This is a genomic window from Sedimenticola selenatireducens, assembly GCF_963675335.2.
GTDB lineage: Bacteria > Pseudomonadota > Gammaproteobacteria > Chromatiales > Chromatiaceae > Sedimenticola > Sedimenticola selenatireducens.
Window position 1 is genome coordinate 899,438 of record NZ_CAXXYC010000003.1, and the last position, 26,711, is coordinate 926,148.

Annotated in this window: 22 protein-coding genes; 6 read left to right on the plus strand and 16 right to left on the minus strand. The window is 55.9% G+C overall.

Annotated features, from left to right (window positions below; all coding sequences use genetic code 11):
* Positions 1-7: 7 nt before the first annotated feature.
* Complete coding sequence (locus ACHZBF_RS07840; RefSeq protein ID WP_321528127.1) at positions 8-1,417, minus strand: diguanylate cyclase domain-containing protein; 1,410 nt, start codon at positions 1,415-1,417, stop codon at positions 8-10.
* A 218-nt stretch (positions 1,418-1,635) separates the two neighbouring features.
* Here ACHZBF_RS07840 and ACHZBF_RS07845 point away from each other — a divergent pair, with 218 nt between their 5' ends.
* Both ACHZBF_RS07845 and ACHZBF_RS07850 read left to right on the plus strand, forming a co-directional pair.
* Positions 1,636-2,121, plus strand: coding sequence for a YchJ family protein (locus tag ACHZBF_RS07845; RefSeq protein WP_029132404.1), 486 nt, complete (start codon positions 1,636-1,638; stop codon positions 2,119-2,121).
* A gap of 346 nt (positions 2,122-2,467) precedes the next feature.
* Positions 2,468-3,235: an OmpA family protein gene (locus ACHZBF_RS07850; RefSeq protein WP_321528128.1), complete on the plus strand. Its 768-nt coding sequence runs from the start codon at positions 2,468-2,470 to the stop codon at positions 3,233-3,235.
* Between the two features lie 221 nt (positions 3,236-3,456).
* On the opposite strand, the gene purB is transcribed toward ACHZBF_RS07850, so the two are convergent.
* Complete coding sequence (purB, locus tag ACHZBF_RS07855) at positions 3,457-4,824, minus strand: adenylosuccinate lyase (RefSeq protein ID WP_288106660.1); 1,368 nt, start codon at positions 4,822-4,824, stop codon at positions 3,457-3,459.
* 354 nt (positions 4,825-5,178) lie between these two features.
* Here purB and acnB point away from each other — a divergent pair, with 354 nt between their 5' ends.
* On the plus strand, positions 5,179-7,767 hold the full coding sequence (acnB, locus tag ACHZBF_RS07860; RefSeq protein ID WP_288106688.1) for a bifunctional aconitate hydratase 2/2-methylisocitrate dehydratase: 2,589 nt from the start codon (positions 5,179-5,181) through the stop codon (positions 7,765-7,767).
* Between the two features lie 99 nt (positions 7,768-7,866).
* Here acnB and ACHZBF_RS07865 read toward each other — a convergent pair whose 3' ends face one another.
* The 14 genes from ACHZBF_RS07865 to ACHZBF_RS07930 form a co-directional block, all read right to left on the minus strand.
* Positions 7,867-10,449 carry an EAL domain-containing protein gene (locus ACHZBF_RS07865; RefSeq protein WP_321528129.1) on the minus strand — a complete coding sequence of 861 codons (2,583 nt, stop codon included), beginning with the start codon at positions 10,447-10,449 and terminating at the stop codon, positions 7,867-7,869.
* 372 nt (positions 10,450-10,821) lie between these two features.
* Complete coding sequence (locus tag ACHZBF_RS07870) at positions 10,822-11,250, minus strand: hypothetical protein (RefSeq protein ID WP_321528130.1); 429 nt, start codon at positions 11,248-11,250, stop codon at positions 10,822-10,824.
* 360 nt (positions 11,251-11,610) lie between these two features.
* Positions 11,611-12,228, minus strand: a complete 618-nt coding sequence (gene hflD / locus ACHZBF_RS07875; protein ID WP_037374688.1) for a high frequency lysogenization protein HflD — start codon at positions 12,226-12,228, stop codon at positions 11,611-11,613.
* Positions 12,228-13,316, minus strand: a complete 1,089-nt coding sequence (mnmA, locus tag ACHZBF_RS07880; RefSeq protein WP_321528131.1) for a tRNA 2-thiouridine(34) synthase MnmA — start codon at positions 13,314-13,316, stop codon at positions 12,228-12,230. The genes hflD and mnmA overlap by 1 nt, the downstream gene beginning before the upstream one ends.
* A gap of 3 nt (positions 13,317-13,319) precedes the next feature.
* Positions 13,320-13,883, minus strand: coding sequence for a hypothetical protein (locus ACHZBF_RS07885; protein WP_321528132.1), 564 nt, complete (start codon positions 13,881-13,883; stop codon positions 13,320-13,322).
* Complete coding sequence (locus tag ACHZBF_RS07890; protein WP_321528133.1) at positions 13,880-14,494, minus strand: hypothetical protein; 615 nt, start codon at positions 14,492-14,494, stop codon at positions 13,880-13,882. The genes ACHZBF_RS07885 and ACHZBF_RS07890 overlap by 4 nt, the downstream gene beginning before the upstream one ends.
* A complete protein-coding gene (locus tag ACHZBF_RS07895; RefSeq protein ID WP_029132411.1) occupies positions 14,481-14,930 on the minus strand; it encodes an NUDIX hydrolase in 450 nt (149 codons plus the stop codon). The genes ACHZBF_RS07890 and ACHZBF_RS07895 overlap by 14 nt, the downstream gene beginning before the upstream one ends.
* A gap of 43 nt (positions 14,931-14,973) precedes the next feature.
* Entirely contained in the window at positions 14,974-15,558 is a 585-nt protein-coding gene (locus tag ACHZBF_RS07900; protein WP_037374689.1) for a pseudouridine synthase, read from the minus strand.
* A gap of 314 nt (positions 15,559-15,872) precedes the next feature.
* The gene (locus tag ACHZBF_RS07905; RefSeq protein WP_321528134.1) at positions 15,873-16,793 is read right to left on the minus strand and encodes a GGDEF domain-containing protein; all 921 of its coding nucleotides are present in this window, start codon (positions 16,791-16,793) and stop codon (positions 15,873-15,875) included.
* 458 nt (positions 16,794-17,251) lie between these two features.
* Entirely contained in the window at positions 17,252-18,058 is an 807-nt protein-coding gene (locus tag ACHZBF_RS07910) for a YciK family oxidoreductase (protein WP_462691997.1), read from the minus strand.
* A gap of 19 nt (positions 18,059-18,077) precedes the next feature.
* Positions 18,078-18,788 (minus strand): HAD family hydrolase, encoded by a 711-nt coding sequence (locus ACHZBF_RS07915; protein WP_321528135.1) that lies wholly within the window; start codon positions 18,786-18,788, stop codon positions 18,078-18,080.
* Positions 18,781-19,497 carry a bifunctional 2-polyprenyl-6-hydroxyphenol methylase/3-demethylubiquinol 3-O-methyltransferase UbiG gene (gene ubiG / locus ACHZBF_RS07920; RefSeq protein ID WP_321528136.1) on the minus strand — a complete coding sequence of 239 codons (717 nt, stop codon included), beginning with the start codon at positions 19,495-19,497 and terminating at the stop codon, positions 18,781-18,783. Before ubiG ends, ACHZBF_RS07915 begins: the two co-directional genes overlap by 8 nt.
* Before the next feature lie 77 nt (positions 19,498-19,574).
* A complete protein-coding gene (locus ACHZBF_RS07925) occupies positions 19,575-20,048 on the minus strand; it encodes a hypothetical protein (protein ID WP_321528137.1) in 474 nt (157 codons plus the stop codon).
* A gap of 81 nt (positions 20,049-20,129) precedes the next feature.
* The gene (locus ACHZBF_RS07930) at positions 20,130-21,446 is read right to left on the minus strand and encodes a TRZ/ATZ family hydrolase (protein WP_273437672.1); all 1,317 of its coding nucleotides are present in this window, start codon (positions 21,444-21,446) and stop codon (positions 20,130-20,132) included.
* Between the two features lie 61 nt (positions 21,447-21,507).
* On the opposite strand from ACHZBF_RS07930, the gene mtnA reads away from it, so the two are divergent.
* The 3 genes from mtnA (at position 21,508) to serC (ending at position 26,460) form a co-directional block, all read left to right on the plus strand.
* Positions 21,508-22,584 carry an S-methyl-5-thioribose-1-phosphate isomerase gene (gene mtnA / locus ACHZBF_RS07935; RefSeq protein ID WP_394707555.1) on the plus strand — a complete coding sequence of 359 codons (1,077 nt, stop codon included), beginning with the start codon at positions 21,508-21,510 and terminating at the stop codon, positions 22,582-22,584.
* A gap of 173 nt (positions 22,585-22,757) precedes the next feature.
* Positions 22,758-25,337, plus strand: a complete 2,580-nt coding sequence (gyrA, locus tag ACHZBF_RS07940; protein WP_029132417.1) for a DNA gyrase subunit A — start codon at positions 22,758-22,760, stop codon at positions 25,335-25,337.
* A 43-nt stretch (positions 25,338-25,380) separates the two neighbouring features.
* Complete coding sequence (gene serC, locus ACHZBF_RS07945) at positions 25,381-26,460, plus strand: 3-phosphoserine/phosphohydroxythreonine transaminase (RefSeq protein WP_321528138.1); 1,080 nt, start codon at positions 25,381-25,383, stop codon at positions 26,458-26,460.
* The last annotated feature ends 251 nt before the right edge of the window (positions 26,461-26,711 follow it).

The following is a 26,711-nucleotide window of genomic DNA, read 5'->3' on the forward strand; positions in this document are numbered from 1 at the left end:
AAGACGTTCAGATCGGAAGAGTGGCTTGCTCTCCAATAGGCTGGTTTGACGGCGGCGATGCAAGCACCCAGTGTGTTTCCGGATCATGCTTGGCGTGATACATGGCAATGTCTGCATGGTGGAACAGCTCGGTAAGATTTTCACCGTGAGTGGGGTAGAGTGCAATCCCGATACTGACGCCGACATTCATCTGTCGTCCTTTCCAGATAAAGGGCTCCAGCAGACGCTCGGTCAGCTTTCTTGCGATTACGCTGATATTTTTCATGGAATTGATTTCAACCAACAGCAGTGTGAACTCGTCACCACCGGTCCTGGCGACAACATCCTCCTGACGCAGTGTACTGCGGATTCGGTTAGCCACCTGTTCCAATACATAGTCCCCGGCAAGGTGGCCGTATGTGTCGTTGACCGGTTTGAATTTATTCAGGTCCAGAACGGCAATGGCCACCTGACCCTGATTACGTTGGGCATGGGCCAGTGCCTGGGTAACCCGTTCATTGAACTGCAGTCGATTGGGTAATTTGGTTAACTGGTCATGCAGCGCGATATGCTTGATACGAAGATTATTGCTGTAGATGACGGTGGTCAGGATGGCCAGTAGCAGGGATATGATGATACCGGTAACCATGATCCACAGGAGATCCTCACTGAGGATGTCGCTGTTTCCCTTCGGGATGGCGGCAAGTTGCCAGGAACCGTTGGGAAAGGTGACATCCAACAGTTCCGGGCGCTGTTCAAATAACGCGGGGTCACCAAAAAGCACCGCACCATCGGCGCCTAGTCCATCCTTTCCGCGGATGGTGACCTGGTATTTTGAGCCGGTATCGGGCAATCCCGCGGACTCGAACACCGCATTCATGTCGATCACCATGCTGGTAATGCCCCAGTAGTCACCCGAGTCTGGTTCGGCAGAGAAGCTCGATTTGAATATCGGTGTCCGGTTGATAAAGGCCTTGCCACCCTGAACCAGGTCGACGGGACCGGCCACGACGGTCTGTCGCGTTTCGATGGCCCGTTTCACAGCCTTCCACTGGGCTGGAATTTTTCGATAGTCCAGGCCGACTGCCTTCTCATTTCCAGTTAACGGATACATGAGTTTGATTACATACCCCTCCGCTACAGCCACATTTCGGACATAGGGATTGCTGTTCATGAGTTCGCGAGCGATCAGGTTGAATTTCGTTTGGCTGATGCCGTTTTCCGCGGTGATGATTACCGACAGGGCGCGGTTCAGGTAAATAGTGGAGTTAAAGGTGCCTTCCAGCCGGGCGCGTACGGTACTGAGATAGGTAAGGGTTTGGTTTCTACTCTCCTGTTCATGCTTTCTGGTTTGATTGATCGCGATCAGCAGCGTAATGCCTATCGAGATAATAAGGATCACCGTACCGAGGATATAAGGAGAGTAGGTTCTTTTCATTCTTGATTGTCCAAAACAACTGACTGGTCAGCCATTTATTCTATCCATGGAAAAATGCCGACCAATTGCGACAAGTTGACATGGAACCCACGGGCCCCAATATAACCGATAAGTGGCAGGATGGGAAAACACACACTGTTAATCGCATCTGGTATCGCAGCCCGGATAACTGCATACTTAAACGATTCAATGGTCCATGAATTAGGAGATTTTTTCAGATGTCGCTTTGCCTTTGTGGTTCCAACAAACTTGCAGCTGACTGTTGCAGTCCCGTAATCAATGGTGAACGCAAGGCGGTCACGGCCGAGAACCTGATGCGAGCACGTTACTGTGCTTTTGCATTGGGGAGAGTTGATTTTCTCAGCAGCAGTCTGCATCCGGATCATCGTGATGATCATGACGTGGAAGCCACCAGACGCTGGGCTGAAAATTCCGAGTGGCTTGGATTGCAGATTGTGGAGAGTGAGCGGGGTGGGGAACCGGACACCGAAGGTGTCGTGGAGTTTATCGCCAGATTTAAAGAAAAAGGGGTAATCCGCTATCACCACGAGCGCAGTAACTTCAGCAAGGTGGATGGTGAGTGGTATTTTGTTGATGGCGAATTGGTACTGCCTGAAACCAAAATCAATGAGTCGCCAAAGATCGGCAGAAATGATCCCTGTCCTTGCGGTAGCGGAAAAAAGTTTAAGAAGTGCTGTGGCTAGTTATGGCACCGTGGAGTATGTTTATCCGGACATTTCAGCCGAAGCAACTATACTGGACTTTATAAAAGCCTTACCCAGCATGGATATGTGGGGCATGTTATGGGTCACGGGTATCTGTATAGATGAACTGTAAATAGTAGATATCCCTGCTTTTATTAAGAAAATTATCAATTGTAATAAATTGTTTCGTACTCTGGATATTCCACGGATGCTGTGACAAGCTTCTTACACGCAACCGATAAAGGACAAGGTTGAAGTAACTGCATACTTCATGTGTTCAATTCAAAACTTCAAGGCAGAAGACGTCTGGGCATCAGGCGCCATAGTTAATAATAGAGAGGAAAAGATGGCACAATTCAAACACAAAAAAATTATCGCAATGCTGGCCCCCTTGGGTTTGATCAGCGGCATGGCGATATCTACAGCAGGGCTGGCTGATAACCATAATCGCTATGCGATCGATGCATCCAAGGGCGTTGTCAAAAACAGTGCAAATGAGTGCTGGATAACCGCAGGTGGTTTGCAGGAGAAAATTGAGGCTTGTGGTGACGTTATCCTGGTTGACACAGACGGCGATGGCGTGACCGACGACAAGGATATGTGCCCCGATACCCCACGGGGAGCACCGGTGGATGCCAAAGGCTGTCCGCTCGACTCCGATGGCGATGGAGTGCCGGACTATCTGGATAAATGTCCGGGCACCAAAGCGGGCGCTAAGGTTGATAAAGATGGTTGTGAGATCATGATGAAACCGATGGCCAAGACGGAGAAGGTGGTGATCGACAACATTCTGCTGTTTGACTTTGATAGTGCAGAACTGAAGGAAGGTTCCACCGATGTGTTGGATAACAGCTATGCCAAATTCAAAGGCAACGATGCTGTCAAGTCCGTTACCATTACCGGTCATACCGACAGCTCGGGATCTGATGCCTATAACCAGGGCCTGTCCGAGCGTCGTGCCAATTCGGTACGTGATTACCTGATCAGCCAGGGCGCAGATGCCAGCAAGCTTCAGGCGCGTGGCGCCGGTGAGTCTCAACCGGCCTTTGGTAACGACACCAAGGCGGGACGGGCAATGAACCGTCGGGTGGAGTTCAATGTGATGATGAAGTAATCCGGGCACGGCCTGAAAAGGCCAGGTTCTGATAATAAACCGGGGCTGAATCAGCCCCGGTTTTCTCGTTATGAGTAATGTTTCGCGGCTGAAGCCGCTCCTACTAAAGTTACGCTGCTGTAGGAGCGGCTTCAGCCGCGATTAAACCACCACCAGTGGTGACGATCCGCAATACTGCGAAGTTGAAGGGCTACCGGCATTCGGCTAGGCAGTGCAGATAGTCAGATTTTTTTTGCCTGCTCGATGGCGTTGCCGATATAACTGCCGGGTGTCATTTCCCTTAATGCCTTTTTGGCCGCTTCGGGTATGTCCAGTCCATCCACGAATGTGCGCATTTCATCGGCGCCAATGCGCTGTCCCCGGGTCAATGCCTTCAGTTTTTCATAAGGCTTCTCGATACCGTAGCGGCGCATCACGGTCTGGATCGGTTCTGCCAGCACTTCCCAATTGCCATCCAGGTCATTGGCCAGTATCGCCGCATTCGCTTCCAGTTTGCCGATGCCTTTCAGAATGGACTGCAGGGCTATCGAGGTGTAGGCGAAGCCGACACCCACATTGCGTAACACGGTGGAGTCGGTCAGGTCGCGTTGCCAGCGGGAGATCGGCAGTTTCATCGCCAGGTGACTGAACAGGGCATTGGCAATGCCCAGGTTGCCTTCGCCATTCTCGAAGTCGATCGGGTTGACCTTGTGCGGCATGGTGGATGAGCCTACCTCGCCGGCAATGGTGCGCTGTTTGAAATAGCCGAGCGAGATATAGCCCCAGATATCCCGGGAAAAATCGATAACGATGGTGTTAAAGCGGGCCGTGGCGTCAAACAGTTCCGCCATGTAGTCGTGGGGTTCAATCTGGGTGGTGTAGGGGTTCCAGACCAGACCCAGGGATTCAACGAAGCGTTGTGCGAACTGCTCCCAGTCGATGTCCGGGTAGGCTGATATATGGGCGTTGTAGTTGCCCACCGCACCGTTGATCTTGCCCAGCAGCGGGACCTTGGTTACCTGGTCCCGCTGACGCTGAAGCCGGTAGACCACATTGGCCATCTCCTTGCCCAGGGTCGTGGGGGAGGCGGGCTGGCCGTGGGTGCGGGAGAGCATGGGTATTTCGGCGTGTGCGTGAGCGAGCTTGCGGATGGCCTCGATCAGCTGGTCCATTTCCGGCAGCAGTTGCTGTTCGCGCCCCTGTTGCAGCATTAGGGCATGGGAGAGATTGTTGATGTCTTCGGAAGTGCAGGCGAAATGTATAAACTCGCTAACCGCCTCCAGTTCGCTGTTGCCGGCAATTTTGCGCTTTAGGAAATATTCAACCGCCTTCACGTCATGATTGGTTTCGCGCTCGATCTCCTTGACCAGGCCGGCATCCGCGGTACTGAAGTTGTCCAGAATACTGTTCAGTGCCGTCTCGGCCTCCTCGCTGAGTGGGGGCACTTCCGTGATCTGAGGATTGGCGGCCAGAGCCTGAAGCCACCTGACCTCGACCTGCACCCGGGCACGGATCAGTCCGTACTCGCTGAAAATAGGACGAAGATCAACGGTTTTGCTGCCATAGCGACCGTCAACCGGGGATATTGCGGTTAAAGTAGAGAGTTCCATGGGATTTCTGCGCGCCTGCGTTAGTTTATTCAAAGCCAAGACTGGTAAAGCAGCGGATTATACCATTCGATTCCCGGTAGTGACCAAAGGTTAAGTTCTGCCCAACAGCACGCGGTCGGCCTGCTCGCTAATGCCGGCATGATGGGGTAATATCGCCGACATCTGCTCCAAGATAAAACAGACGGTTGTCCTAATATGCAGGATCTTTTTTGAGAAATATTTCTGCTGCAGTGCAGAATTTTTCCCGGTTTTGAGTTATAAATAGGCATCGTCCCTGAAATGACGAACGCTAATTCCTTGAAAATTTAGATGAAACAGAGCCTGATCCAGGCGCCAACCCAGGAGGATCACTCGGTGTTAGAAAGCTATCGCAAACACGTAGAAGAGCGTGCCGCGGAGGGCATCCCCCCGCTACCGCTCAATCCGGAGCAAACCGCTCAGCTGGTTGAACTGCTGAAGAATCCTCCTGCTGGTGAAGAAGCCTATCTGTTGGACCTGATAATCCACCGTGTACCTGCCGGAGTGGACCAGTCTGCTTATGTGAAGGCCGCCTTCCTGGCGGATGTGGCCAAGGGAAGTTGTAACTGTCCCCTGATTGACCGCGTTAAGGCGACCGAACTGCTCGGTACCATGCTGGGTGGTTACAATATCGCTCCGCTGGTGGAGGCGCTGGATGATGAAGCGCTGGCACCGACCGCGGTCAAGGCGCTCTCCCACACCTTGTTGGTGTTTGATGCCTTTAATGACGTCAAGGAGAAGGCCGATGCCGGCAATGACCACGCCAAGGCTATTCTGCAGTCCTGGGCTGAGGGAGAGTGGTTTACCCAGAAGCCGGAACTGGCCGAAAAGATCACATTGACCGTGTTCAAGGTCACCGGCGAGACCAATACCGATGACCTCTCTCCGGCGCCGGACGCCTGGTCCCGCCCGGATATCCCGTTGCACGCCAATGCTATGTTGAAGATGGAGCGTGAGGGCATCACTCCGGATCAGCCGGGAGTCATTGGGCCGATCAAGTTCATTGAAGAGCTGAAACAGAAGGGCCATCCGGTGGCTTATGTCGGTGATGTAGTAGGTACCGGCTCGTCGCGTAAATCGGCTACCAACTCAGTGTTGTGGCACATGGGCGATGATATTCCCTTCATCCCCAACAAGCGTGCTGGCGGCTTCTGCCTCGGCGGCAAGATCGCGCCGATCTTCTTCAATACCATGGAGGATGCCGGCGCACTGCCGTTCGAATGTGATGTCTCCAACCTGAACATGGGGGATGTCATTGACGTCTACCCCTACGAGGGAGTGGTCAAAAACCATGAGAGTGGCGAAGAGCTGTGTCGCTTCGAGTTGAAAACCGATGTATTGCTGGATGAGGTGCGTGCTGGCGGACGTATCCCATTGATTATCGGTCGCGGCCTCACCGCCCGGGCCCGTGAGGCGCTGGGTCTGGATCCATCCACCCTGTTCAAATCACCGGCCCCGGCGGCTGACAGCACCAAGGGTTACTCCCTTGCGCAGAAGATGGTCGGCCGTGCCTGCGGTGTCGAGGGTGTCCGCCCAGGCGCCTACTGCGAGCCAAGGATGACCACGGTCGGTTCCCAGGATACCACCGGTCCCATGACCCGTGACGAGCTGAAGGATCTGGCCTGCCTCGGTTTCTCCGCCGATCTGGTGATGCAGTCTTTCTGCCACACCGCGGCCTACCCGAAACCGGTGGATATCACCACCCATCACACCCTGCCTGATTTCATTTCCTCCCGTGGCGGTGTGGCCCTGCGTCCGGGTGACGGCATTATTCACTCCTGGCTGAACCGCATGCTGTTGCCCGATACCCTGGGTACCGGCGGTGATTCCCACACCCGCTTCCCGATCGGTCTCTCGTTCCCGGCTGGTTCTGGTCTGGTCGCCTTCGCCGCCGCCACCGGTGTGATGCCACTGGATATGCCGGAGTCGGTGCTGGTGCGCTTCAAGGGAAAAATGCAGCCGGGCATCACCCTGCGTGATCTGGTCAATGCCATTCCCTACTATGCCATCAAACAGGGCCTGTTGACCGTCGCCAAGGCGGGCAAGAAGAACATCTTCTCCGGTCGCGTGCTGGAGATCGAGGGTCTGCCGGACTTGAAGGTGGAGCAGGCGTTTGAACTCTCCGATGCCTCGGCAGAGCGTTCGGCGGCCGGTTGTACCATCAAACTGGATAAGGCGCCGATCATCGAGTACCTGCAATCCAACATCACCCTGTTAAAGTGGATGATCGCCAACGACTACCAGGATCCACGTACCCTGCAACGGCGTATCGAAGGCATGGAGAAGTGGTTGGCGGACCCGCAGTTGCTGGAAGGTGATGCCGATGCCGAATATGCGGCGGTGATCGAGATCGATCTGGCGGACGTGAAAGAGCCGATCCTGGCCTGTCCGAACGATCCGGACGACGTCAAGCAACTCTCCGAAGTGGCTGGTCAGAAAATCGACGAAGTGTTCATCGGTTCCTGTATGACCAATATCGGTCATTTCCGGGCGGCGGGTAAACTGCTGGAAGGCAAGCATGACATACCGACCCGTCTGTGGATGGCACCACCAACCAAAATGGACGCCTATGTGCTGAACGAAGAGGGCTATTACGCCACCTTCGGTAAGGCGGGAGCACGCATGGAGATGCCGGGCTGCTCACTCTGCATGGGTAACCAGGCACGGGTGAAAGACAACGCGACTGTAGTCTCTACCTCGACCCGCAACTTCCCCAACCGTCTCGGTACAGGGGCCAATGTCTACCTCTCATCCGCCGAACTGGCGGCCGTTGCAGCTATCATCGGCAAGTTGCCGACGGTTGAGGAGTACATGGTCTATGCGGATCAGATCGATGCCATGTCTGCGGATATCTTCCGCTACATGAACTTTGATCAGATCGAGGCCTACCAGTCGGTAGCCAATCGGGTGGAATTCGTCGCCTGATCCCACCTTCTCGGGTGGAAACTGCAAAGCCCCTGGATCACCCAGGGGCTTTTTTTATGCGCCCGGCACGGGCGCACTTTTGCGGGTTTGAGCCTTCACTTAAGTATGTAGGGGGAGCAGATAACGCTGTTCGAATTCCTCGGCTGGCATCGGTCGTCCCAGGAGATAACCCTGGCCATGATCGCAGCCCAGGTGTTTGATCAGCTCCAGCTGCCGGGAGGTCTCGATGCCCTCCGCCGTTACCTGAAGATCCATGTTTCTGGCCAAGGCGACAATGGATGAAACGATAGCCGCATCATTGCTGTCGTCGGTCATGTCCATGACGAACGATCGGTCAATCTTCAGACTGGCGATGGGAAAGCGCTTGAGATAACTGAGGGAGGAGTAACCGGTACCGAAATCGTCAATGGATAGCGATATCCCCATTTCTCGCAGTCGTGTAAGAATCTCAATGGCTGAATCTGCATTGTCCATCAATACGCTTTCCGTGATCTCCAGTTCGAGAAACCGGGGCTCAAGCTGATTTTTATTGAGTGCCTTGATAATGGTCTCAATAATCATCGGATTGAAATGGCGTGCCGATATGTTGACCGCTACGTGCAGATGGTCGATTGCCAGTGTCTGCCACGCCTTGATTTGCCGGCAGGCCTCCTGTATCACCCATTCGCCGATGGGGATGATCATGCCGGTATCCTCCGCCAGGGGGATAAAATCGGAGGGCGGGATCAAGCCTTTTTCAGGGTGGTTCCAGCGGATCAGGGCTTCCATGCCGACCAGCAGGTCGTTAGTCAGATCAAATTTCGGTTGGTAGAACAGGCAGAGTTGATTTTTCGATATGGCGTGACGCAGACTGCCCTCAAGCAGCAGCATCTTGACTGTCCGGTCGTTCATGTCCCGGGTATAGAACTGGAAGCTGTTGCGGCCGGCATCCTTGGCCCGATACATGGCGGTGTCGGCGCATTTCATCAGCCCGTCCACCGTGGTGGCATCATCCGGAAAAAGGCTGATGCCTATACTGACAGTGGGAAAAATCTCTATTCCATTGATCACCATCCGCCGCGACAGGGTGGTAAGACATTTTGACGCAACAGCGGCTGCGCTGCCCGGATCGGGTAGTTCTTCCAGGATAATGACAAACTCGTCGCCGCCCAGGCGAGCCACTGTGTCATCTTCCCGCATGGCTCGCTGCAGGCGTGTGGAGACCGTCTTGAGCATGCCGTCGCCGACATCATGACCCAGACCGTCATTGATGTTTTTAAACCGATCCAGGTCCAGGAACAGAACCGCTACCGGATGTCCGGTCCGGTGTGCCTTGTGCATGGCGTGTTCCAGTCGGTCATGGAATAGCAGCCGGTTTGGCAGACCGGTCAAGGCGTCATGTTGTGCCAGGTGGCTCAGTCTCGCCTCGTTTTCACGAAGCTGCTGTTCCGTGGCCAACTGATCAGTAATGTCTTTGGAAGTTTCGATTATACCGATCAGGGTGCCGTCGCTCTCCCAGAAGGGAGATGCATCCAGTTCGTACATTCTTGGTTTCATGCCGACACAGTGATGTTCGTGTATCAGGGTGACCGGTGCCGCCTGATCCATCACCTGCTGGAGCGGGCAGGGGTGGTCTTTGCCGGAGCAGGGTGTGTTCCGGTGATGAGAGGCCTCATAGCAGTGATATATCTTATCCCTGGGCGCGTCGTCAGGAAGGCAGTTTCGGGCAGCCCTGTTCATCATAATGACCCGATAATCCTTGCGTATCACCATGATAGGATCGATCACCCCATCAATGACCGTCTGCAGGAACTGCTGTTTTTCCCGCACTGCCTGTTCGCTCTGCTCCATGTGCTGAGTGCGGACCGCAATCGCTTCCGTCATGGAGTTAAAGGCAGCCCCCACCTGGGCGATTTCGTCACTTCCGGCTGTGGGTACGCGTGTTGTATAGTCTCCCGCCGCCAGTTGTCGGGTTGCCGAGGTGAGGGCCGTGATACGGTTCAATACCGTGTGCCTGATCAACAGAAAGACCGCCAGAAAGGTACAGAAAAAGCCGAACAGATAATTCAGGCTGGAGTTCCAGACCTGATTGATAGCGCGTCTTTCCAGTTCCTCGGCCGGGAGTTTGATGCTGAAAATTCCTTTCAGATCACCCAATTGGTAATGATAGGATGCTTCGTACATCTCACGAATGCCGGGTGGCGCGTCTTCGGGTTTGCCGTGGCATTTCAGGCAGTCCTTGGTGATCCAGATGGGACTCGAGAAGTGATAGAAGGATTTTCCCTCGGGGGTCGTAAACGGGATCATTCGCTCCTGTTGACCGGGGTTGTCTCTGAAATGCTGTATCGCCTCCATCTCTATCCTGTCGGCTTTGAGGTCCGGATTGCGCGGCCGGTCGGAGACGTTGTTGAATGAGAGACCCGTGGTAACCCAGTTAGAAAACTCCCTGGATATCCGGCTCAGTGCGTGCGCCGGCAGAAAGCCGAGAGTGTTCTCATTCAGAGGTAATCCGCTGGTCATAAACTGGTGACGATAGACCCGGCGGGTGGCTGCCATCATGCCACGGATGGAACGGGCTTCGTTGATCAGAGATTCGGCGATCTCCTTGCGGGTGTCCTGGTAGTCAATATAGGTGAGAACTCCAAATGCAATCAGAAATACCGTACCGATAGTGAGCAGCAATCTGGACTTCAGACCCAGCATCGGAATAGGTAAACCGGGTGATAAGGATAAGAAAGGTTGTGCCAATTCATTGCTGGTCTGGGTCTCTGGATTTAACTCAACTCGGTTATATATAGCGGATATATTGGCCGTACAGTGAGTGTTGTTCAGGATACTGTGTCAAATGACACAATTATTGGCAGTTTACGGGGGTATCTACGCCAGATAATTGACTTGCAGCAAAAAAATGCCACTAATCAAATTTAGGCGATCCCGGGCTTCGCCGGGGGAGGATTGTTTGCTGATCCGGAAGCTGTCACAGTGCGCCGCAAAAGTACAGGCAACCGCGTGGGTTGCCCGGATCACTAGCGCAACATCGCGTGTGAGGGGGTGATTGATAGAGGAAAATTTGTCTCAGATATCCTGTCTGGGGGCCGACTCAACAGGTTGGGTGGCCTGGCGGTAGAGGGATTTTGACTTCTCCGCAATACTGGAGCCGAATTCGCTTGCCTTCTCAGCTACCAGTGCCCCGGTCTGTTTGGTCTTTTTCCAGGCGTTGCGTGATGTGTCGGCAATTACCTCGCCGGCCGCGCTTCCTTTCTCCTTGACGGTCTGATAAACCTCTTTCGACTTCTGCGCGACCGTTGAGCCAAATTCCTGACCGCTCTGAACCGTACTCGATCCCACCTCACGGGTTTTATCCCATGCCCCGGTTTTATCCGTATCGCTCGCCGCGGAGGGCTGGCTTTGATCCTGTCCCGCGTCGCTGTTTGCAAAGGCGGAGAGGCTCATGAGTGAAAACAAGAGCATAACTATCAGCAGTTGAACGTGTCTTTTTTGCATAGCAATCAGTTCCAGGTGTTGGTTTTACGGCATTGTCGCATGCCACAGAAGCTGGGGGTTATCGAACCGTTCCCACTTTTCGTTGGATCATGGCTAAGCGTGAGAAGATCTGTGACTCCCCACACAGTTGCCTAGGAGTTTGTCGGGCTTGACCGATCGTAGCGAGGGAAAGCTGATTTGTTCCGCACGTCCCTGTGCTCCACCCCTTCGGGGTTGGCACGTCAATCGCTCCAGGCGATTGAATGAGACAGATTTTTTGATCTTTCGAGGCGAATAGTGGACCTATTCAACGAGGAAGATCGGAAAATATGGCCAAATCCGGCTTTTCCGCAGTAGATCAGTGTTAAGTCCGACAGACTCCTAAAGAATATGCAGAAGCCGCCGTGCCTGCTCGGCCATTTTTTTGCGCCCCAAGATCACCTGCCATCTACCGCCGTCGCACTGACGCCAGAGCATGGCGGAGCGGATGCCCGCCAGCAGCAGCGCCCGGATTCGATTCACATTGTCAGGATTTTGCAGGTGTAGCGGTTCACCCTTGACCATGATGCGTGGCTTGAGGGTGCTTATCGTATGGGCATAGATGTCCGCGAGTTGGGCGATGATGTTGGTATGCAGCAGGTGAAAATGAGTGATCCTGCCTTCGGCCGATCTGATACCCTCCTGGATCTGTTGCTGCATGGGTCTGTTTTTACTCAGCTTGCGTTCGAGGTGGAGCAGGGCGATGACATACTGGGTGACCAGAACGTTATCTGTGCGTTTTTCTCCCAACTGCTGTTGAATCAGGCGCAGTCCGGATTCCACGCCCTGCAGGCCACCATAGACGTTATCCACACTGTCTGCATCGATCTTGAACAGGCTGTGGATGCTGGCCTCCATCGACTGGGTATCCACAATGCCCTGCTCGGCGATCTGTGCTGCCATGTTGGCAGCCTGGAAAACACCAGCTAGGGCGATGCATCTATCACGGTCACTCTTCATTAATATGCCTGTTCGATTATGCCGCCGCCGAGGCACACCTGGTCCTGATAAAAGACGATGGATTGTCCCTGTGTCACGGCGCGCTGTTTTTTATTAAATTGGACCCGCAGATGACCGTTTTCAAGCGGTGACAGGGTGCAGGCCTGAAGTGGCTGACGGTGCCGGATACGGGCCATGCAGGTGACGGGTAGTGGCGGAGCAGAACCGGCAACCCAGTGTAGTTGACTCGCATCCAACTCCTGTTTCAGCAGCAGTGGGTGATCATGTCCCTGTGCGACAATCAGCCGGTTGCTCTCAAGATCCTTGTCGACGACAAACCAGGGATCGGTTTCACTGTCCGCCCGTCCGCCGATGCCCAGGCCCTTGCGCTGACCCAGGGTATAGTACATCAGACCCTGGTGCTCACCGATCACGCTCCCCTCAGGGGTGACCATCTGGCCCGGTCTGGCCGGCAGATAGCGGCTGAGAAATTCGCTGAATTTACGTTCGCCGATAAAGCAGATACCGGTGCTGTCTTTCTTTTTGTGGTTGGGCAGACCAGCCTGTTCGGCAATTTTTCGCACTTCCGGCTTTTCCAGGTCACCCAGGGGAAAGTGGCTGTGGCGGAGTTGTTCCTGACCCAGCATATAGAGAAAATAGGTCTGGTCCTTGTTTTCATCACGTGCCCGCAACATCTGCCAGCTATCTTCCCGGCGGCCGATACTGGCGTAATGCCCGGTGGCGATGCCGGCGGCGCCCAGGTGCAGGGCGTAATCCAGAAAGGCCTTGAATTTGATTTCACGATTACACAGGACATCCGGATTGGGTGTGCGCCCGGCGCGATATTCAGCAAGAAAATGCTCGAACACATGATCCCAGTACTCCCCAGAGAAATTAATGGTGTGCAGCCGGATGCCGAGCTGGTCGGCAACGGATTGAGCGTCGGCCAGATCAACTGCGGCTGAGCAGTACTCCCGGGAGTCGTCTTCCTCCCAGTTCTTCATGAACAGACCTTCGACCTGATAGCCCTGCTCAATCATCAGCAGGGCGGCAACGGAGGAGTCGACACCGCCGGACATGCCGACGATTATCTTTTCTTTTTTAGCCATGATTCACTTCAGTCTGAAATCCTGCCCCGCCAGCCATGCTTCGATCGGCTGCAAGACAGGCGGTTGGCCGTTTGCAAAAAACCAGGAATCTACCGCGTACTGCTGTTTGGTCTGGATATCCATGATGGTGGCGGTCCAGTGAATATCGAACAGCCAGGGATTGCGACGTCGCCGTTCCTTCACCTGATGCCATTTTAACAGGTTGTCCTTTGCAATGAGCTGCAGATAGATGGTGGTATTCTTTGACTCGGCAATGCAGTCCAGCTGACCGACTTCGGATCCCTCGCCGTCGTTTTCCGCCAGGTCGCGCCAACTGCCGGTCTGTTCGCCCACCTGTTGTTCCATTTTCGCTATAGCGGCCTGGATCTGCTGCCGCTCCTCCGCGGCTGTCCGGGTAGCGGAAAACAGGGTACGGATCTCCCGCCATTGATGGTCGCGAAGTGTAACAGGTTTCCGAATATCGCAGTGAAAATCGGTGCAGGCCTGAAATGGCGGCGGTGCTCCCCGGGCCTGCAACTGACCGGCAGGAAGGAGACAGCAGAATAGCGTGATTGCCCGATACATCATGACCCGGCCGGACGCCAGCCCTCCTGCCACTGCTCCAGTGGCAGGATTTCAGGGGCCAGACCATTGTCATAAAACCAGGAGTCGACCGCCCAGAGGCTGTGATCCTCCCTCGCTTCTATCACCGCGGTGGTGTGCGGCCAGCCGAAGAAAAAAAAGCCGCGGGTCACCGGGTCTCTAAGTCGGTGCCATTTTAGCAGTCCATCCTGCTGCATCATATACAGATAGGTGGTGGTGTTGGTGGACTCATCAATGCAGTCCATTCGGTGTCCTGCCGGATTGTCGCTGGATTTGTTCAAGCCTTTGTCATTCTCGGTGCCGGTCATGGGACCGACGATCTGTTCCAACCTGGCCACCGCTTTTCCGATCATCGCGCGTTCCTCGCCAGCTGTCTCCGAGCCAGGAAGGAAAATAGCCCGGATACCCTGCCATTGATCATCCGACAGCGCCAGCTGGCTGATGGATTGGCAGCTGTTATCAAAACAGATGGAGAAGTTATCGGGAGCAGGTGTGGTGTTGATCTCGCTGCTGACAAATACCACGGCGTTGGCACCGCCGGAACCGGTCAGCTGCCAGAGTAAGAAACAGAGACTGGCTGCCTTACTTAAGGTCATTGATCAACCCCAGCGGGTATCGGCATCCGGCCAGGTAGTCATCAATGCAGCGCAGCACCATAGGGCTTCTCAGTTGTTGCGGATTGGCTGCCAGTTCATCACGGCTCAACCAGAGAGCACGCAGAATCCCGTCATCCAGCGGCAGTTCCGGTTGATGGTCGTGACAGTCGCCGTGAAAGCAGAAACGCAGATAAGTGGTCTCGGCTGGCGGGACCTGCCAGCGGTAGATACCGATGAGGGTCTGTGGAGTAAAACCCCAGCCGGTCTCTTCCCGGGTTTCCCGGATGACTGCATCCAGCAAGCTTTCCGCCTCTTCCAGATGGCCCGCCGGCTGATTGAAGACCGTCTTGCCGTCAGCGTCCAGCTCTTCAACCATAAGAAAACGTCCGGATTGTTCAATAATAGAAGCGACGGTGGTGTGTGGAGTCCAGATCATAGGATCATTTTAACCTGAAATTGGCCTGGTGGCGTACGTGGGATCAGCGGCGTTTCTTTTTTCCGGGCCGGGGTTTTGCGCCATCCTCAGGCAACTCAATGACTTGATACTGGCCGGGCAGGAGTCCGCCAAGTTCCCATTCCCCGATACGGACGCGCACCAGGCGCAGTGTAGGAAAGCCGATAGCGGCGGTCATTCGGCGAATCTGCCGGTTGCGGCCTTCGCGAATCTCGATTTCCAGCCACTGGGTCGGAATATTGGCACGAAACCGCACCGGCGGATCGCGTTCCCAGAGTGTCGGTGGATCGATCAGTCGTGCTCGTGCCGGCAGTGTCGGGCCGTCTTTCAGCTCCAGGCCGTCACGGAGTTGCTGAATAGCGGTGGTGTCGGGAACGCGTTCAACCTCAACCCAGTAGCGCTTCCAGGTCTTCTCCTTTGGATTGGCCAGTCGGTGTTGCAGCTTGCCATCATCGGTAAGCAGTAGCAGTCCTTCGCTGTCCCGGTCCAGCCTGCCGGCGGGATAGACCCCGCTGATAGGGACGAACTCAGCGAGAGTTCTGCGTCCCGACTGATCGGTAAACTGGGTGAGTACACCATAGGGTTTGTTGAACAGAATCAATCGGGACATTATCAGTTCTTGCAAAGAAAAGGGCTGTCCGATTATCGGCAGCCCTGTCCATACGTCAAGACGCTGGAGATGATTATCCTAGAAACCTCAGTTGGACGAGATGGAGTGTACGGTTATGGGGGTGCAGGGCAAGGCGCAATGACGCGGAATGGTTGTTCCATTCCAAGGAGTTGCAACGCGGCCATGTGCCGCCAGAATCGCGCAATCGATCACGTAGCGTGTTCACCCAACGGGTGAAGCGGTTAAACTGCACAATATCCACTTGCGTCATTGCCTTATCTATTCCTCTGAGCGGTCAGCTGAGGTTTCTAGGATTATACTGCTTTGTCGATGACTGTCCGGTTTCTTCCGGCATCCTTGGCGCGATAGAGGGCATTGTCCATGCGCTGGAACAGGCTGTTGATATCATCGCCCTGGATCAGGGTAGTGACGCCGAGGCTGACCGTCATCTGAATCGCCTTATCCGTCTGTGGTGACATAGTCTCGATATTTTGACGGATACGCTCCGCCAGCAGTTCAGCTCCGCTCAAATCGGTGCCGGTCAGTAAAATAAGAAACTCTTCGCCACCATAGCGGAAGATCATGTCAGACTCACGTACGCTCTGTTCGGCGCATTGGGCAACCGCCTTCAGCGCCTGGTCGCCATACAGATGACCATGCCGGTCATTAATAGACTTGAAGTGGTCGATATCCATCAATATGACCGAGAGTGGAGTTTTATGCCGCAGGGCGAGGCCGATCTCTCGTTTCATTGCGCTGTCCATGGCTGCGCGGTTTCTCACTCCGGTTAGCGGGTCAATGGTGGCTGATTCTACCGCCCGTTGATAGAGCAGGGTGTTGCGAAGCGGATAGAGTAGCCCGGCCAGCAGATTTTCGATCATCTCCAGTTCAGATGTCTCGAATGGATAGCTGCGGAAGAAGTTCAGGTCACCCAGATGATCCCCGGCAACTACCAGTTCATAGGCGCAGTTATTGGCCGGCTGGTCGCCCAGCTTGATGTCAATTTTGAGTGACGGGAAGTTATAAGTGAGACCATCATACTGGATGAACTGCCGGATCTCTTTAGCAAACAGTGCCAGTAACTCATTAATCTCCAGGGTGCTCTGAAGAACGCCGCTGAGGGCCAGTATTTTTGAGGCAAACCGATAATGGCTTTCCGGATTCCGATCCGGATGGGATGGATGGGGTGTGACCCTTTTGGTGTTGCCTGAAACATGCTGCATCTGGTTTGTCATAATCACTGTTTCCAACTTGTTTTTGTATGTCACAGAATATGCGCCGTTAAATATGCTATTTCTGTGCCATTAGTAAAAAACATTAAAAAAACAGATAGATATAAGCATCAATACTTAAATAGCCAAAAAAATGACGGATAATTGTGGCCGTTTGTTGCCGCCGGATGGCATGCAGGCGGCAGTATTGGCCGCCTACTGCCGTCATCTATCAGCGGATAGATGGGCACGCTACGCTGCAATCAATGGCTACGGCACAAGATGTGAAGAGTGTGTTTCATCGCGAATGCTGGCTTTGCCCATCCTACGGAGCGTGACGTGGAATTACGCGTATTGATAGGTAGGATGGGCAAAGCTTGCGTTCCCATCAATTCCCGGGAATTATGAGTATCACACTACCCCCCGCATTTAAGGTAATCGGCCTGGTAGAGGAAGGTTTGATCATCTGTTTCCTCCCAATATCAACTGTATTCCAATGCTTCTCCGCTGGTGCCAATGCTGTCCGGTCCCATGAGCCAGAGGTAATCGGGTATCAGACTGTCGGGGGTTTTAAGGCTCTCGATCTCTTCTCCGGGAAAGGCGAGCAGGCGCAACTTGGTGCGGGTTGGTCCGGGGGCAAAACTGTTGACCCTTATGTCGCTGCTATCACGGGTCTCCTCGGCGAGCAGTAGCATCAGTCCCTCCAGTCCGAACTTGGAGACACCGTAGGCGCCCCAGTAGGCCTTCGATTGACGGCTCACCTGGTCTCCGGTAAATACCACCGAGGCGTCCTTCGCCTTGCGTAACAGCGGCAGGCAGGCCTGGGTCAACAGAAACGGGGCATTGAGGTTTACCTGCATCACCTGATGCCAGATTTCAGGATCGTAGTCGTCGAGACGGCTCAGGTAGGGCAGCATCGCGGCATTGTGCAGCAATCCCTCCAGGGAACCGAACTCCTTGGTCAGGGTCTCCGCCAGTTCAGTGTAGTCGTGCGGGCTGGCCCCTTCGAGATTCATCGGGTAGATCGCAGGCTTGACCCCGCCGGCGTTCTCGATCGCGTCGTAGACCGCCTCGAGCTTGGCGATGGTCCGACCCAGCAGAATCACGGTGGCCCCGTGAGTGGCAAAGGCGATAGCCGCCGCCCGGCCGATGCCGTCACCGGCACCGGTGACTAGAATGGTGCGTCCGGCCAGCAGATCTTTTGGTGGGTGATAGTCGCGCATGTCGGGGTCCTGATGTTTGTTGTCCGAATATTCTAACCGGGCGGCGTCCCCGATTCGAGTCTTCATGGGCTTGGGTGCCCGTTAATCAGCCGTTTGATTTGAGTCCCAGCTTCTCAAGTATCTGGGTGGGTGAGGCGACACTGTCGTCGGCGCCCCAGGTATCCGGGCGGTCCGCGGCATCCAGGTAGCCAAACAGGGCGGTAAGGGTGGTGGTTCCCGCTTCCCGGCCGGCAATGATGTCGCGTTCCGCATCACCGATATAGAGGCACTCTCGAGGGAGTGTGCGGGTCAGTTCGCAGGCATGCAGTATTGGTCCTGGGTGGGGTTTGCTGTTCGGGGTGGTGTCGCCACTGATGATGCAGGCGGCACGTCGGTTCAACCCCATGCCCACCATCAGCGGATCGGTCAGCCAGGCGGGTTTGTTGGTGACAATGCCCCAGCCGATAGCGTGTTGCTCAAGCTGTGCCAGAACCTGCTCCATTCCAGGAAACAGGGTGGTTTCACGGGCGATGTTGTCCTGGTAGATGGCCAACATATCATCACGGTAACCCTGGAACTCCGGATGGTTCGGTTCAATGCCGAAGCCGGCGCGAATCAGCGCGATACCACCGTGAGAGACATGAGGGCGTATCTGCTCAAAGGGCAGCGCTTTACGGCCATGCCGAATCAACGTCTGGTTCAGTGCATAGGCGAGATCCGGCGCGGTATCGGCCAGGGTGCCGTCCAGGTCGAACAGCACCAGCCTGATTGGTTGTCCGCGAAAGCGGGCGCCATTAATCACTGGGTGATCAGTCATGTGCTTTACGACAGCTCACCATGTAATTGACATCCACATCGCCGGGCGCCAGGCGATACTGGCCTGTCAGTGGATTGTAGGTCAGGCCGATCATTTCATGAGTCAGCAGTTCGGCTCGGCGGATCCATGCATCCAGTTCCGACGGCTTGATGAACTTGGAGAAGTCATGGGTGCCCCTGGGCAGGAGCCGCAACAGGTACTCCGCGCCCACAATGGCGAACAGATAGGATTTGGGGTTGCGGTTCAGGGTGGAGAAGAATACGTGGCCCCCCGGCTTTGTCAGGCTGGCGCAGGCCTCCACCACGGATGACGGGTCCGGCACATGCTCCAGCATCTCCATGCAGGTGACGATATCGAATGATCCCGGCTGCTGTTCCGCCAGCTGCTCCACCGGTATACGCTGATAATCCACCTCCAGGCCCGATTCCAGCAGGTGTAGCCTGGCCACCTGTAACGGTGCCTCGCCCATGTCGATTCCGGTGACTGTCGCCCCTTCGCGCGCCATGCTCTCGGAGAGGATGCCGCCGCCGCAGCCTACATCCAGCACTCGCTTGCCCTTCAGTCCGGCAATCTGGTGGATATAACCCAGGCGCAGGGGATTGATCTCATGGAGCGGCTTGAACTCGCTATGTGGGTCCCACCAGCGGGCAGCCAGTTCCTCAAATTTATTGATTTCGGCGTGATCGACATTGATGCTGCTGTCAGTCATGTTGTTTCAGGCTCTTCATGGATCCGGAGTTGGTGGTTTCAGTCGACCGGGTCGACGGGCTGAGAGTATAACCCAGATTACTCCATCGCCTCCCTGATAATACCCTCATACAGTTTGATCAGTGCCAGTTCCGCTGCTGCCGCTTCTCCCAGCATCGCAGGCCGGCGATAGCTGAGGAATACGTCATCCGGTTGCCCCTGCAAGGTATAGATGCCGATCGTGAGCGGACAGATCGACAGGTTGGCCGGATGGGCAGCTGACATCTGCCAGGAGAGTTTGAGATTGCAGAACTCGAAGGATTCGGCCTTGGCGTACAGCGTGTTGGCCAGGCCGGTATCGGCCGCGGTGCGGTTGAACATGTCGCTGATATGCAGCGTGCTGCTGATCAGCATGCCGCGGCCGGTGATGGCCAGCTCGAGGTTCGAGCGTATGGCATCGTAGTCATCGCTGGTCTGATAGACCACGATCGGCGCCCCGGCGGGAGTGATGGGGGTTTGGGCCAGGGCCAGTCCGGCCTGAAGAAAAAGCAGGAAAAAGATAACCGGGCGCATTATTCGCTCCTTAAAATGTCGTATGTTCGTAGCCCGATAGTCAAGCCACGTAGAGAATGGTTGTTATTGGGTTTCAGGCGTTTATTCGAACTCACTGATGCGTCCCTGCCACTCTGCTGCCCGGCTGATAATCTCACGCTGGTCAAGGGTGGTGAGACGCCCGTTATGCAGTACCGGTTTGCCGGCTATCCAGACGTCGGTCACTTTGTCTCGTCCGGTAGCATAGACCAGTTGCGATATCGGGTGATAGAGCGGCTGGGTCTCCAGGCTGCCCAGATCCACCGCCGTGATGTCGGCGGCCTTACCCGGCTCCAGTGAGCCGGTCCGCTCGCCCATACCCAATGCAATGGCACCATTGAGAGTTGCCATGCGCAGGGCGGTGTGGGCGGGAATCGCGCTGGCGTCATCGGCCACGCCCTTGGCCAACAGGGCGGCGCTGCGCATTTCACTGAACATATCCAGGTCGTTATTACTGGCTGCACCGTCGGTGCCGATGGCGATATTGATCCCGGCCCGATGCAGCTTGGCCACCGGGCAGAAACCGGAGGCCAGTTTCAGATTGGATTCGGGGCAGTGGACCACACTGGCGCCGCTTTCGGCGAACAGGTCGATCTCCTCTGCCTCAAGCTGGGTCATGTGCACCGCGGTGAGGGCGGGGGAGATGAGTCCCAGCTGCTGCAGGCGCTCAATGGGCCGGTTGCCATAGCGACTGATCCCCTGAGTGATCTCGTCCCGCGACTCATGTACGTGCATGTGGATCGGGATCTCCAGTTCATCTGCCAGCACCCGGATACGTTCAAATGGCTGATCGGAGACGGTATAGGGGGCGTGCGGGGCGAAGGCGGTGCTGATCAGACCGTGGTTGCGAAACTGATCCTGCACCTCCAGTCCACGGCGGATGTACTCATCCGGGCCGCTGGCCCAGGCCGACGGGAAGTCGATAATGATCAGACCCACCACGGCTCGCATGCCGGCGGCGGCGCACACCTTGCCGGTCACTTCGGGAAAAAAGTACATGTCGTTGAAGCAGGTGGTGCCGCCCCGCAGCATCTCGGCCACGGCCAGCCGGGTGCCGTCGGCGATGAACTCCTCGCTGATCCAGCGGCCCTCCGCCGGCCAGATGTGTTCATTGAGCCAGCTCATCAGTGGCAGGTCGTCCGCCAGTCCGCGCATCAGGCTCATGCTGGCATGGGTGTGGGCGTTGATCAGTCCGGGGATCAGGGCGTGCTGCGGCAGTTCGTGCAGACTCTTTGGGTGGTATTTGGTACGGGCCTGCTCTGCCGGCAGGATCTCCAGTATGGTTCCTCCATGAATCGCCAGTGCATGCTCTTCCAGCACCTGCTGGTCCGGTACCACCGGGATGATCCAGCGGGCAAAGATGAGGGTATCGATATTCAAATGACTGTCCGTTCTGAATGCGTTGATTTAACTTAATCGGTTAGAATAGGACGAATTTGCCATGGGTTTGAACAAGATGGAAGCACAACCGCTCACGATTCGTCCCAGCGCCGATCAGGCTATTGTCTGGGCCAACGACCGTCTCTACCTGTTGGACCAGCGTATTCTCCCCAATGAAACCGTATACATCGAGTTGCAGAGCGCAGTCGACACCGCCCGGGCAATACGTGACATGGTGGTGCGCGGTGCCCCGGCAATCGGCATCACTGCCGCTTTTGGCGTGGTCCTGGCGGCACGCGACAGTTTCCGTGCCGCGCCCGATAGCTGGCGTGACCGAATTGTCACCGACCTGCAGGCCCTGGCCGACTCACGCCCCACCGCAGTCAACCTGTTCTGGGCCCTGGAGCGGATGAAGCGAGTGGTGGCTGAGATTGGCGATGAGGATCCCGAAGCGCGCCTGCTGCAGGAGGCGCTGCTGATCCACCAGGAGGATATTGCCGCCAACCGGGCGATGGGGGAGTTTGGTGCCAGTCTGATCGAGTCGCCAACCTCGGTGATCACCCACTGCAATGCCGGCGCTCTGGCGACCGGTGGCTACGGGACCGCCCTGGGGGTGGTTCGCAGTGCCCACGCGGCTGGACGTATCCAGATGGTATTTGCCGATGAAACCCGTCCCTGGTTGCAGGGTTCGCGGCTGACCGCCTGGGAGCTGGCGCAGGACCGGATACCGGTTACCCTGCTGACCGATGGCGCCGCCGCCAGTCGCATGGCGCAGGGTGGGATCGGCTGGATCATTGTCGGATCGGACCGGATTGCCGCCAACGGGGATGTGGCCAACAAGATCGGCACCTACAACCTGGCGGTGGCGGCAAAATACCACGGGGTGAAGGTGATGGTCGCGGCGCCCACCTCGACCATCGACATGGCGGTGCGTTCCGGCAAGGAGATTCCCATCGAATCGCGGGACCCGGCCGAGATCCTCCAGTGCGGCGGGCAGCGGGTTGGGGCTGCGGGTGTGGATGCCTGGAATCCGGTGTTTGATGTGACCCCGGCCGAGCTGGTGGACGCCATTGTCACTGAAAAGGGAATTGTGCTGTCGCCAGACAGCGAAAAGATGGCTGAATTGATGGCCAGATAAGCTGAGAGTCGCAAAAAGCCGTTTTCAGGCGCTTTATTTTCAGGCGGCACCATCCCGGAATGTGTTACTATAAGCGGCTTAAAAAAGCGTAACCTGGCTCTGCACAAATATCACTCCGGGATACGTAAATCAGACTGAAGCCGTCATAAAACAAAAAGGTTAATGAACCGCCTATGACCGAATTTGCGAAAGAAGTTCTACCGGTCAATCTCGAAGACGAGATGCAGGCGTCCTATCTCGATTACGCTATGAGCGTGATCGTCGGACGCGCCCTCCCGGATGTGCGTGATGGACTGAAACCGGTCCACCGTCGTGTGCTCTATGCCATGAGCGTGCTCGGCAACGACTGGAACAAACCCTACAAAAAATCCGCCCGCGTGGTGGGTGATGTCATCGGTAAATACCATCCTCATGGAGACACGGCGGTGTATGACACCATCGTGCGCATGGCCCAGCCATTCTCCATGCGCTACATGCTGGTGGACGGGCAGGGCAACTTCGGTTCGGTCGATGGCGACGCCCCGGCCGCCATGCGTTATACCGAGGTGCGGATGGCCCGGATTGCCCACAGCATGCTGGACGATCTGGACAAGGAGACGGTCGATTTCATCCCCAACTACGATGAATCCGAACATGAACCTGCGGTATTGCCGGCCCGGGTGCCCAATCTTCTGGTCAATGGCTCCACCGGCATCGCAGTGGGCATGGCCACCAATATCCCACCGCATAACCTGACCGAGATCGTCAACGGCTGTGTCGCCATGATTGATGATCCGGCTATCACTATCGATGGGCTGATGGAGTACATCCCCGGTCCCGATTTCCCCACGGCGGCGCTGATCAATGGTGCCCGGGGTATCCATGAGGCATACAAGACCGGTCGTGGCCGTATCTATGTACGGGCCCGCACCGAGATCGAAACCAACGACAAGACCGGGCGGCAGACTATTGTCGTGCACGAGCTGCCTTATCAGGTAAACAAGGCGCGGTTGCTTGAGAAGATCGCCGAGCTGGTCAAGGAAAAGCGCATCGAGGGAATCAGCGAACTGCGTGACGAGTCCGACAAGGACGGCATGCGCATGGTGATCGAGCTGCGTCGCGGCGAGGTGGCCGAGGTGGTGCTTAACAACCTCTATCAGCACACCCAGATGCAGAACGTGTTCGGCATCAATATGGTATCGCTGGTGGACGGTCAGCCCCGGCTGCTCAATCTGAAGCAGATGCTGGAGTATTTCATCCGCCACCGGCGCGAGGTGGTGACGCGGCGTACCCTGTTTGAATTGCGCAAGGCACGGGATCGGGCCCATGTGCTGGAAGGTCTGGCGGTCGCCCTGGCCAATATTGATGAGGTGATCAAGCTGATCCGCGAAGCGGCCAGCCCGGCAGATGCAAAACGGGAACTGTTGGCACGGCAGTGGAAATCGGGCGCGGTCGAGGCCATGCTGGAGCGGGCAGGCTCGGACGCCTCCCGTCCCCAGGGACTGCCTGCCGAGTTTGGTTTGAGTGAGCAGGGGTATCGGCTGACCGAGACCCAGGCGCAGGCTATTCTGGATCTGCGCCTGCACCGTTTGACTGGGTTGGAGCAGGATAAAATACTCAGTGAATACAGTGAGATAATAGGTAAAATTAAAGACTTACTTGATATTCTTTCCAGCCCCGATCGGCTGATGCAGGTGATTCGTGATGAGCTGATAGCGATCCGCGATCAGTATGGTGATGAACGCCGTACCGAGATTATCAGCAACCGTCTTGATCTGACCCTGGAAGACCTGATTACCGAAGAGGATGTGGTGGTTACGCTCTCCCACGCCGGTTATGCCAAGGCCCAGACCCTGGATATCTACCAGGCGCAGCGACGTGGCGGCAAGGGCAAGACCGCCACCAGCACCAGGGACGAGGATTTTGTCGACCAGTTGTTTGTCGCCAACACTCACGACACCATTCTCTGCTTCTCAAGCCGGGGTCGGGTCTACTGGATGAAGGTGTATGAACTGCCCCAGGCGGGTCGAAACGCCCGAGGAAAACCGATCGTCAACCTGCTGCCGCTGGAGAAGGACGAGCGGATCAATGCGGTATTGCCGATTCGCGAGTATTCAGAAGACAAGTATATTTTCATGGCCACCAGTTCCGGCACCGTGAAGAAGACGCCGCTGATCAATTTCTCCCGTCAGCGGGCCAGTGGCATTATTGCCGTGGATCTGCGCGATGATGACCAGTTGGTAGGTGTTGCGGTGACCGATGGCCAGCAGGATATCATGCTGTTCACCTCAGCCAGCAAGGCGATCCGCTTCAATGAATCCCAGGTTCGCCCTATGGGCCGGACCGCCTGCGGGGTGCGTGGGGTGAAACTGGGCCCGGGCCAGCGGGTGATCTCGCTGATGATTGCCGAGCCGGGCCGCACCGTGTTGACGGTGACCGAGAACGGCTATGGCAAGCGCACGCCGGTCGAGCAGTTCCCTCTGCGTGGCCGCGGCGGCATGGGTGTCATCTCGATCAAGGCCTCGGAGCGCAACGGCGAGCAGGTCGGCGCGGTCCTGGTGGAAGAGGGTGACGAGGTGATGCTGATCACCAACGGCGGTACCCTGGTGCGCACGCCGATTTCCGATGTGTCGGTGATGGGCCGGGACACCCAGGGTGTCACCATGATCCGTCTCTCCAAGAAGGAGAAACTGGTCAAGATCGAGCGCATCGAGTCACTGGATGACGAGGTCGTGGCCGAGGCCGAGGGCGAAGCGGAATCTACTGAGGAGTGAGCCACTTCTCGTTCTGTAAAAATTGAGAGCTGGAGAGTAAATCATGTCAAGAGTCTACAATTTCAGCGCCGGGCCAGCGGCCCTGCCTGAAGAGGTGTTGAAGCAGGCCCAGGAAGAGATGCTGGATTGGCAGGGCAGTGGCATGTCCGTCATGGAGATGAGTCACCGCGGCAAGGAGTTCATGTCCATCGCCGCCCAGGCCGAGGCCGATCTGCGCGAGTTGATGGCGATTCCGGACAATTACAAGGTGCTGTTCCTCCAGGGCGGTGCCTCGAGCCAGTTCTCCATGGTCCCGATGAACCTGCTGCGCGGCAAAGCGAGCGCCGACTATATCAACACCGGCTCCTGGTCCAAGAAGGCCATAGCCGAGGCGAAGAAGTATTGCCAGGTCAGCGTGGTGGGGGAGACCCCGGCCGGTGAATTTACCGTACCTTCTGCCGAATCGCTAAAACTCAATGCGGATGCTGCCTATCTGCACTACACCCCGAACGAGACCATACAGGGCATCGAGTTTCCCTATGTTCCGGCCAGTGGCGATGTGCCGCTGGTGGGTGATTTCTCATCCACCATCCTCTCCCGGCCGGTGGATGTGAGTAAATATGGGGTGATCTATGCCGGTGCCCAGAAGAATATCGGACCGGCCGGCCTCACGGTGGTCATTGTCCGGGACGATCTGATCGGCGAAACCGTGGCGGGAACCCCGGCCATGTTTGATTACCAGATCCAGGCGGACGGTGAGTCCATGTACAACACACCGCCGACCTATGGCTGGTATCTGGCGGGACTGGTATTCCAGTGGTTAAAGCGCAATGGTGGTTTGACTGCGATGGCCGAGACCAACCAGCGCAAGGCGGCCGCCCTTTATGCCGCCATTGATGGCTCCGGTTTCTATAACAATCCTGTGGAGTTGAGCTGCCGTTCCTGGATGAATGTGCCATTCACCCTGGCCGATGCCGCGCTGGACGCCAAGTTCCTGACCGAGGCCAAGGAAGCGGGACTGGTGACCCTGAAAGGTCATCGCTCGGTGGGCGGTATGCGGGCCAGCATCTACAACGCCATGCCGGAAGCTGGGGTACAGGCCCTGATCGACTTCATGGCTGATTTCGAAAAACGTAACGGTTGAACTATCAGGGACGTGGGATAGTTTGAGATGGGGTGGCGGCATCGTTTGATCAAGTAAATAGATTTCGATTAATAAACTTATAAAACAGTTAATTATTGACATAATATAATCTATTTTATTAACTACTGAAGGCCAGTCCGCCAACTCCTGCAGCACGCTGCCGGGGAGTTAGAAACTCCCCGGCGCACTTCATGCAGTCTCCGGATGTTCCGCGTTCCCTCACTAAAATACCTATAAGAGAGAGGGAGAAC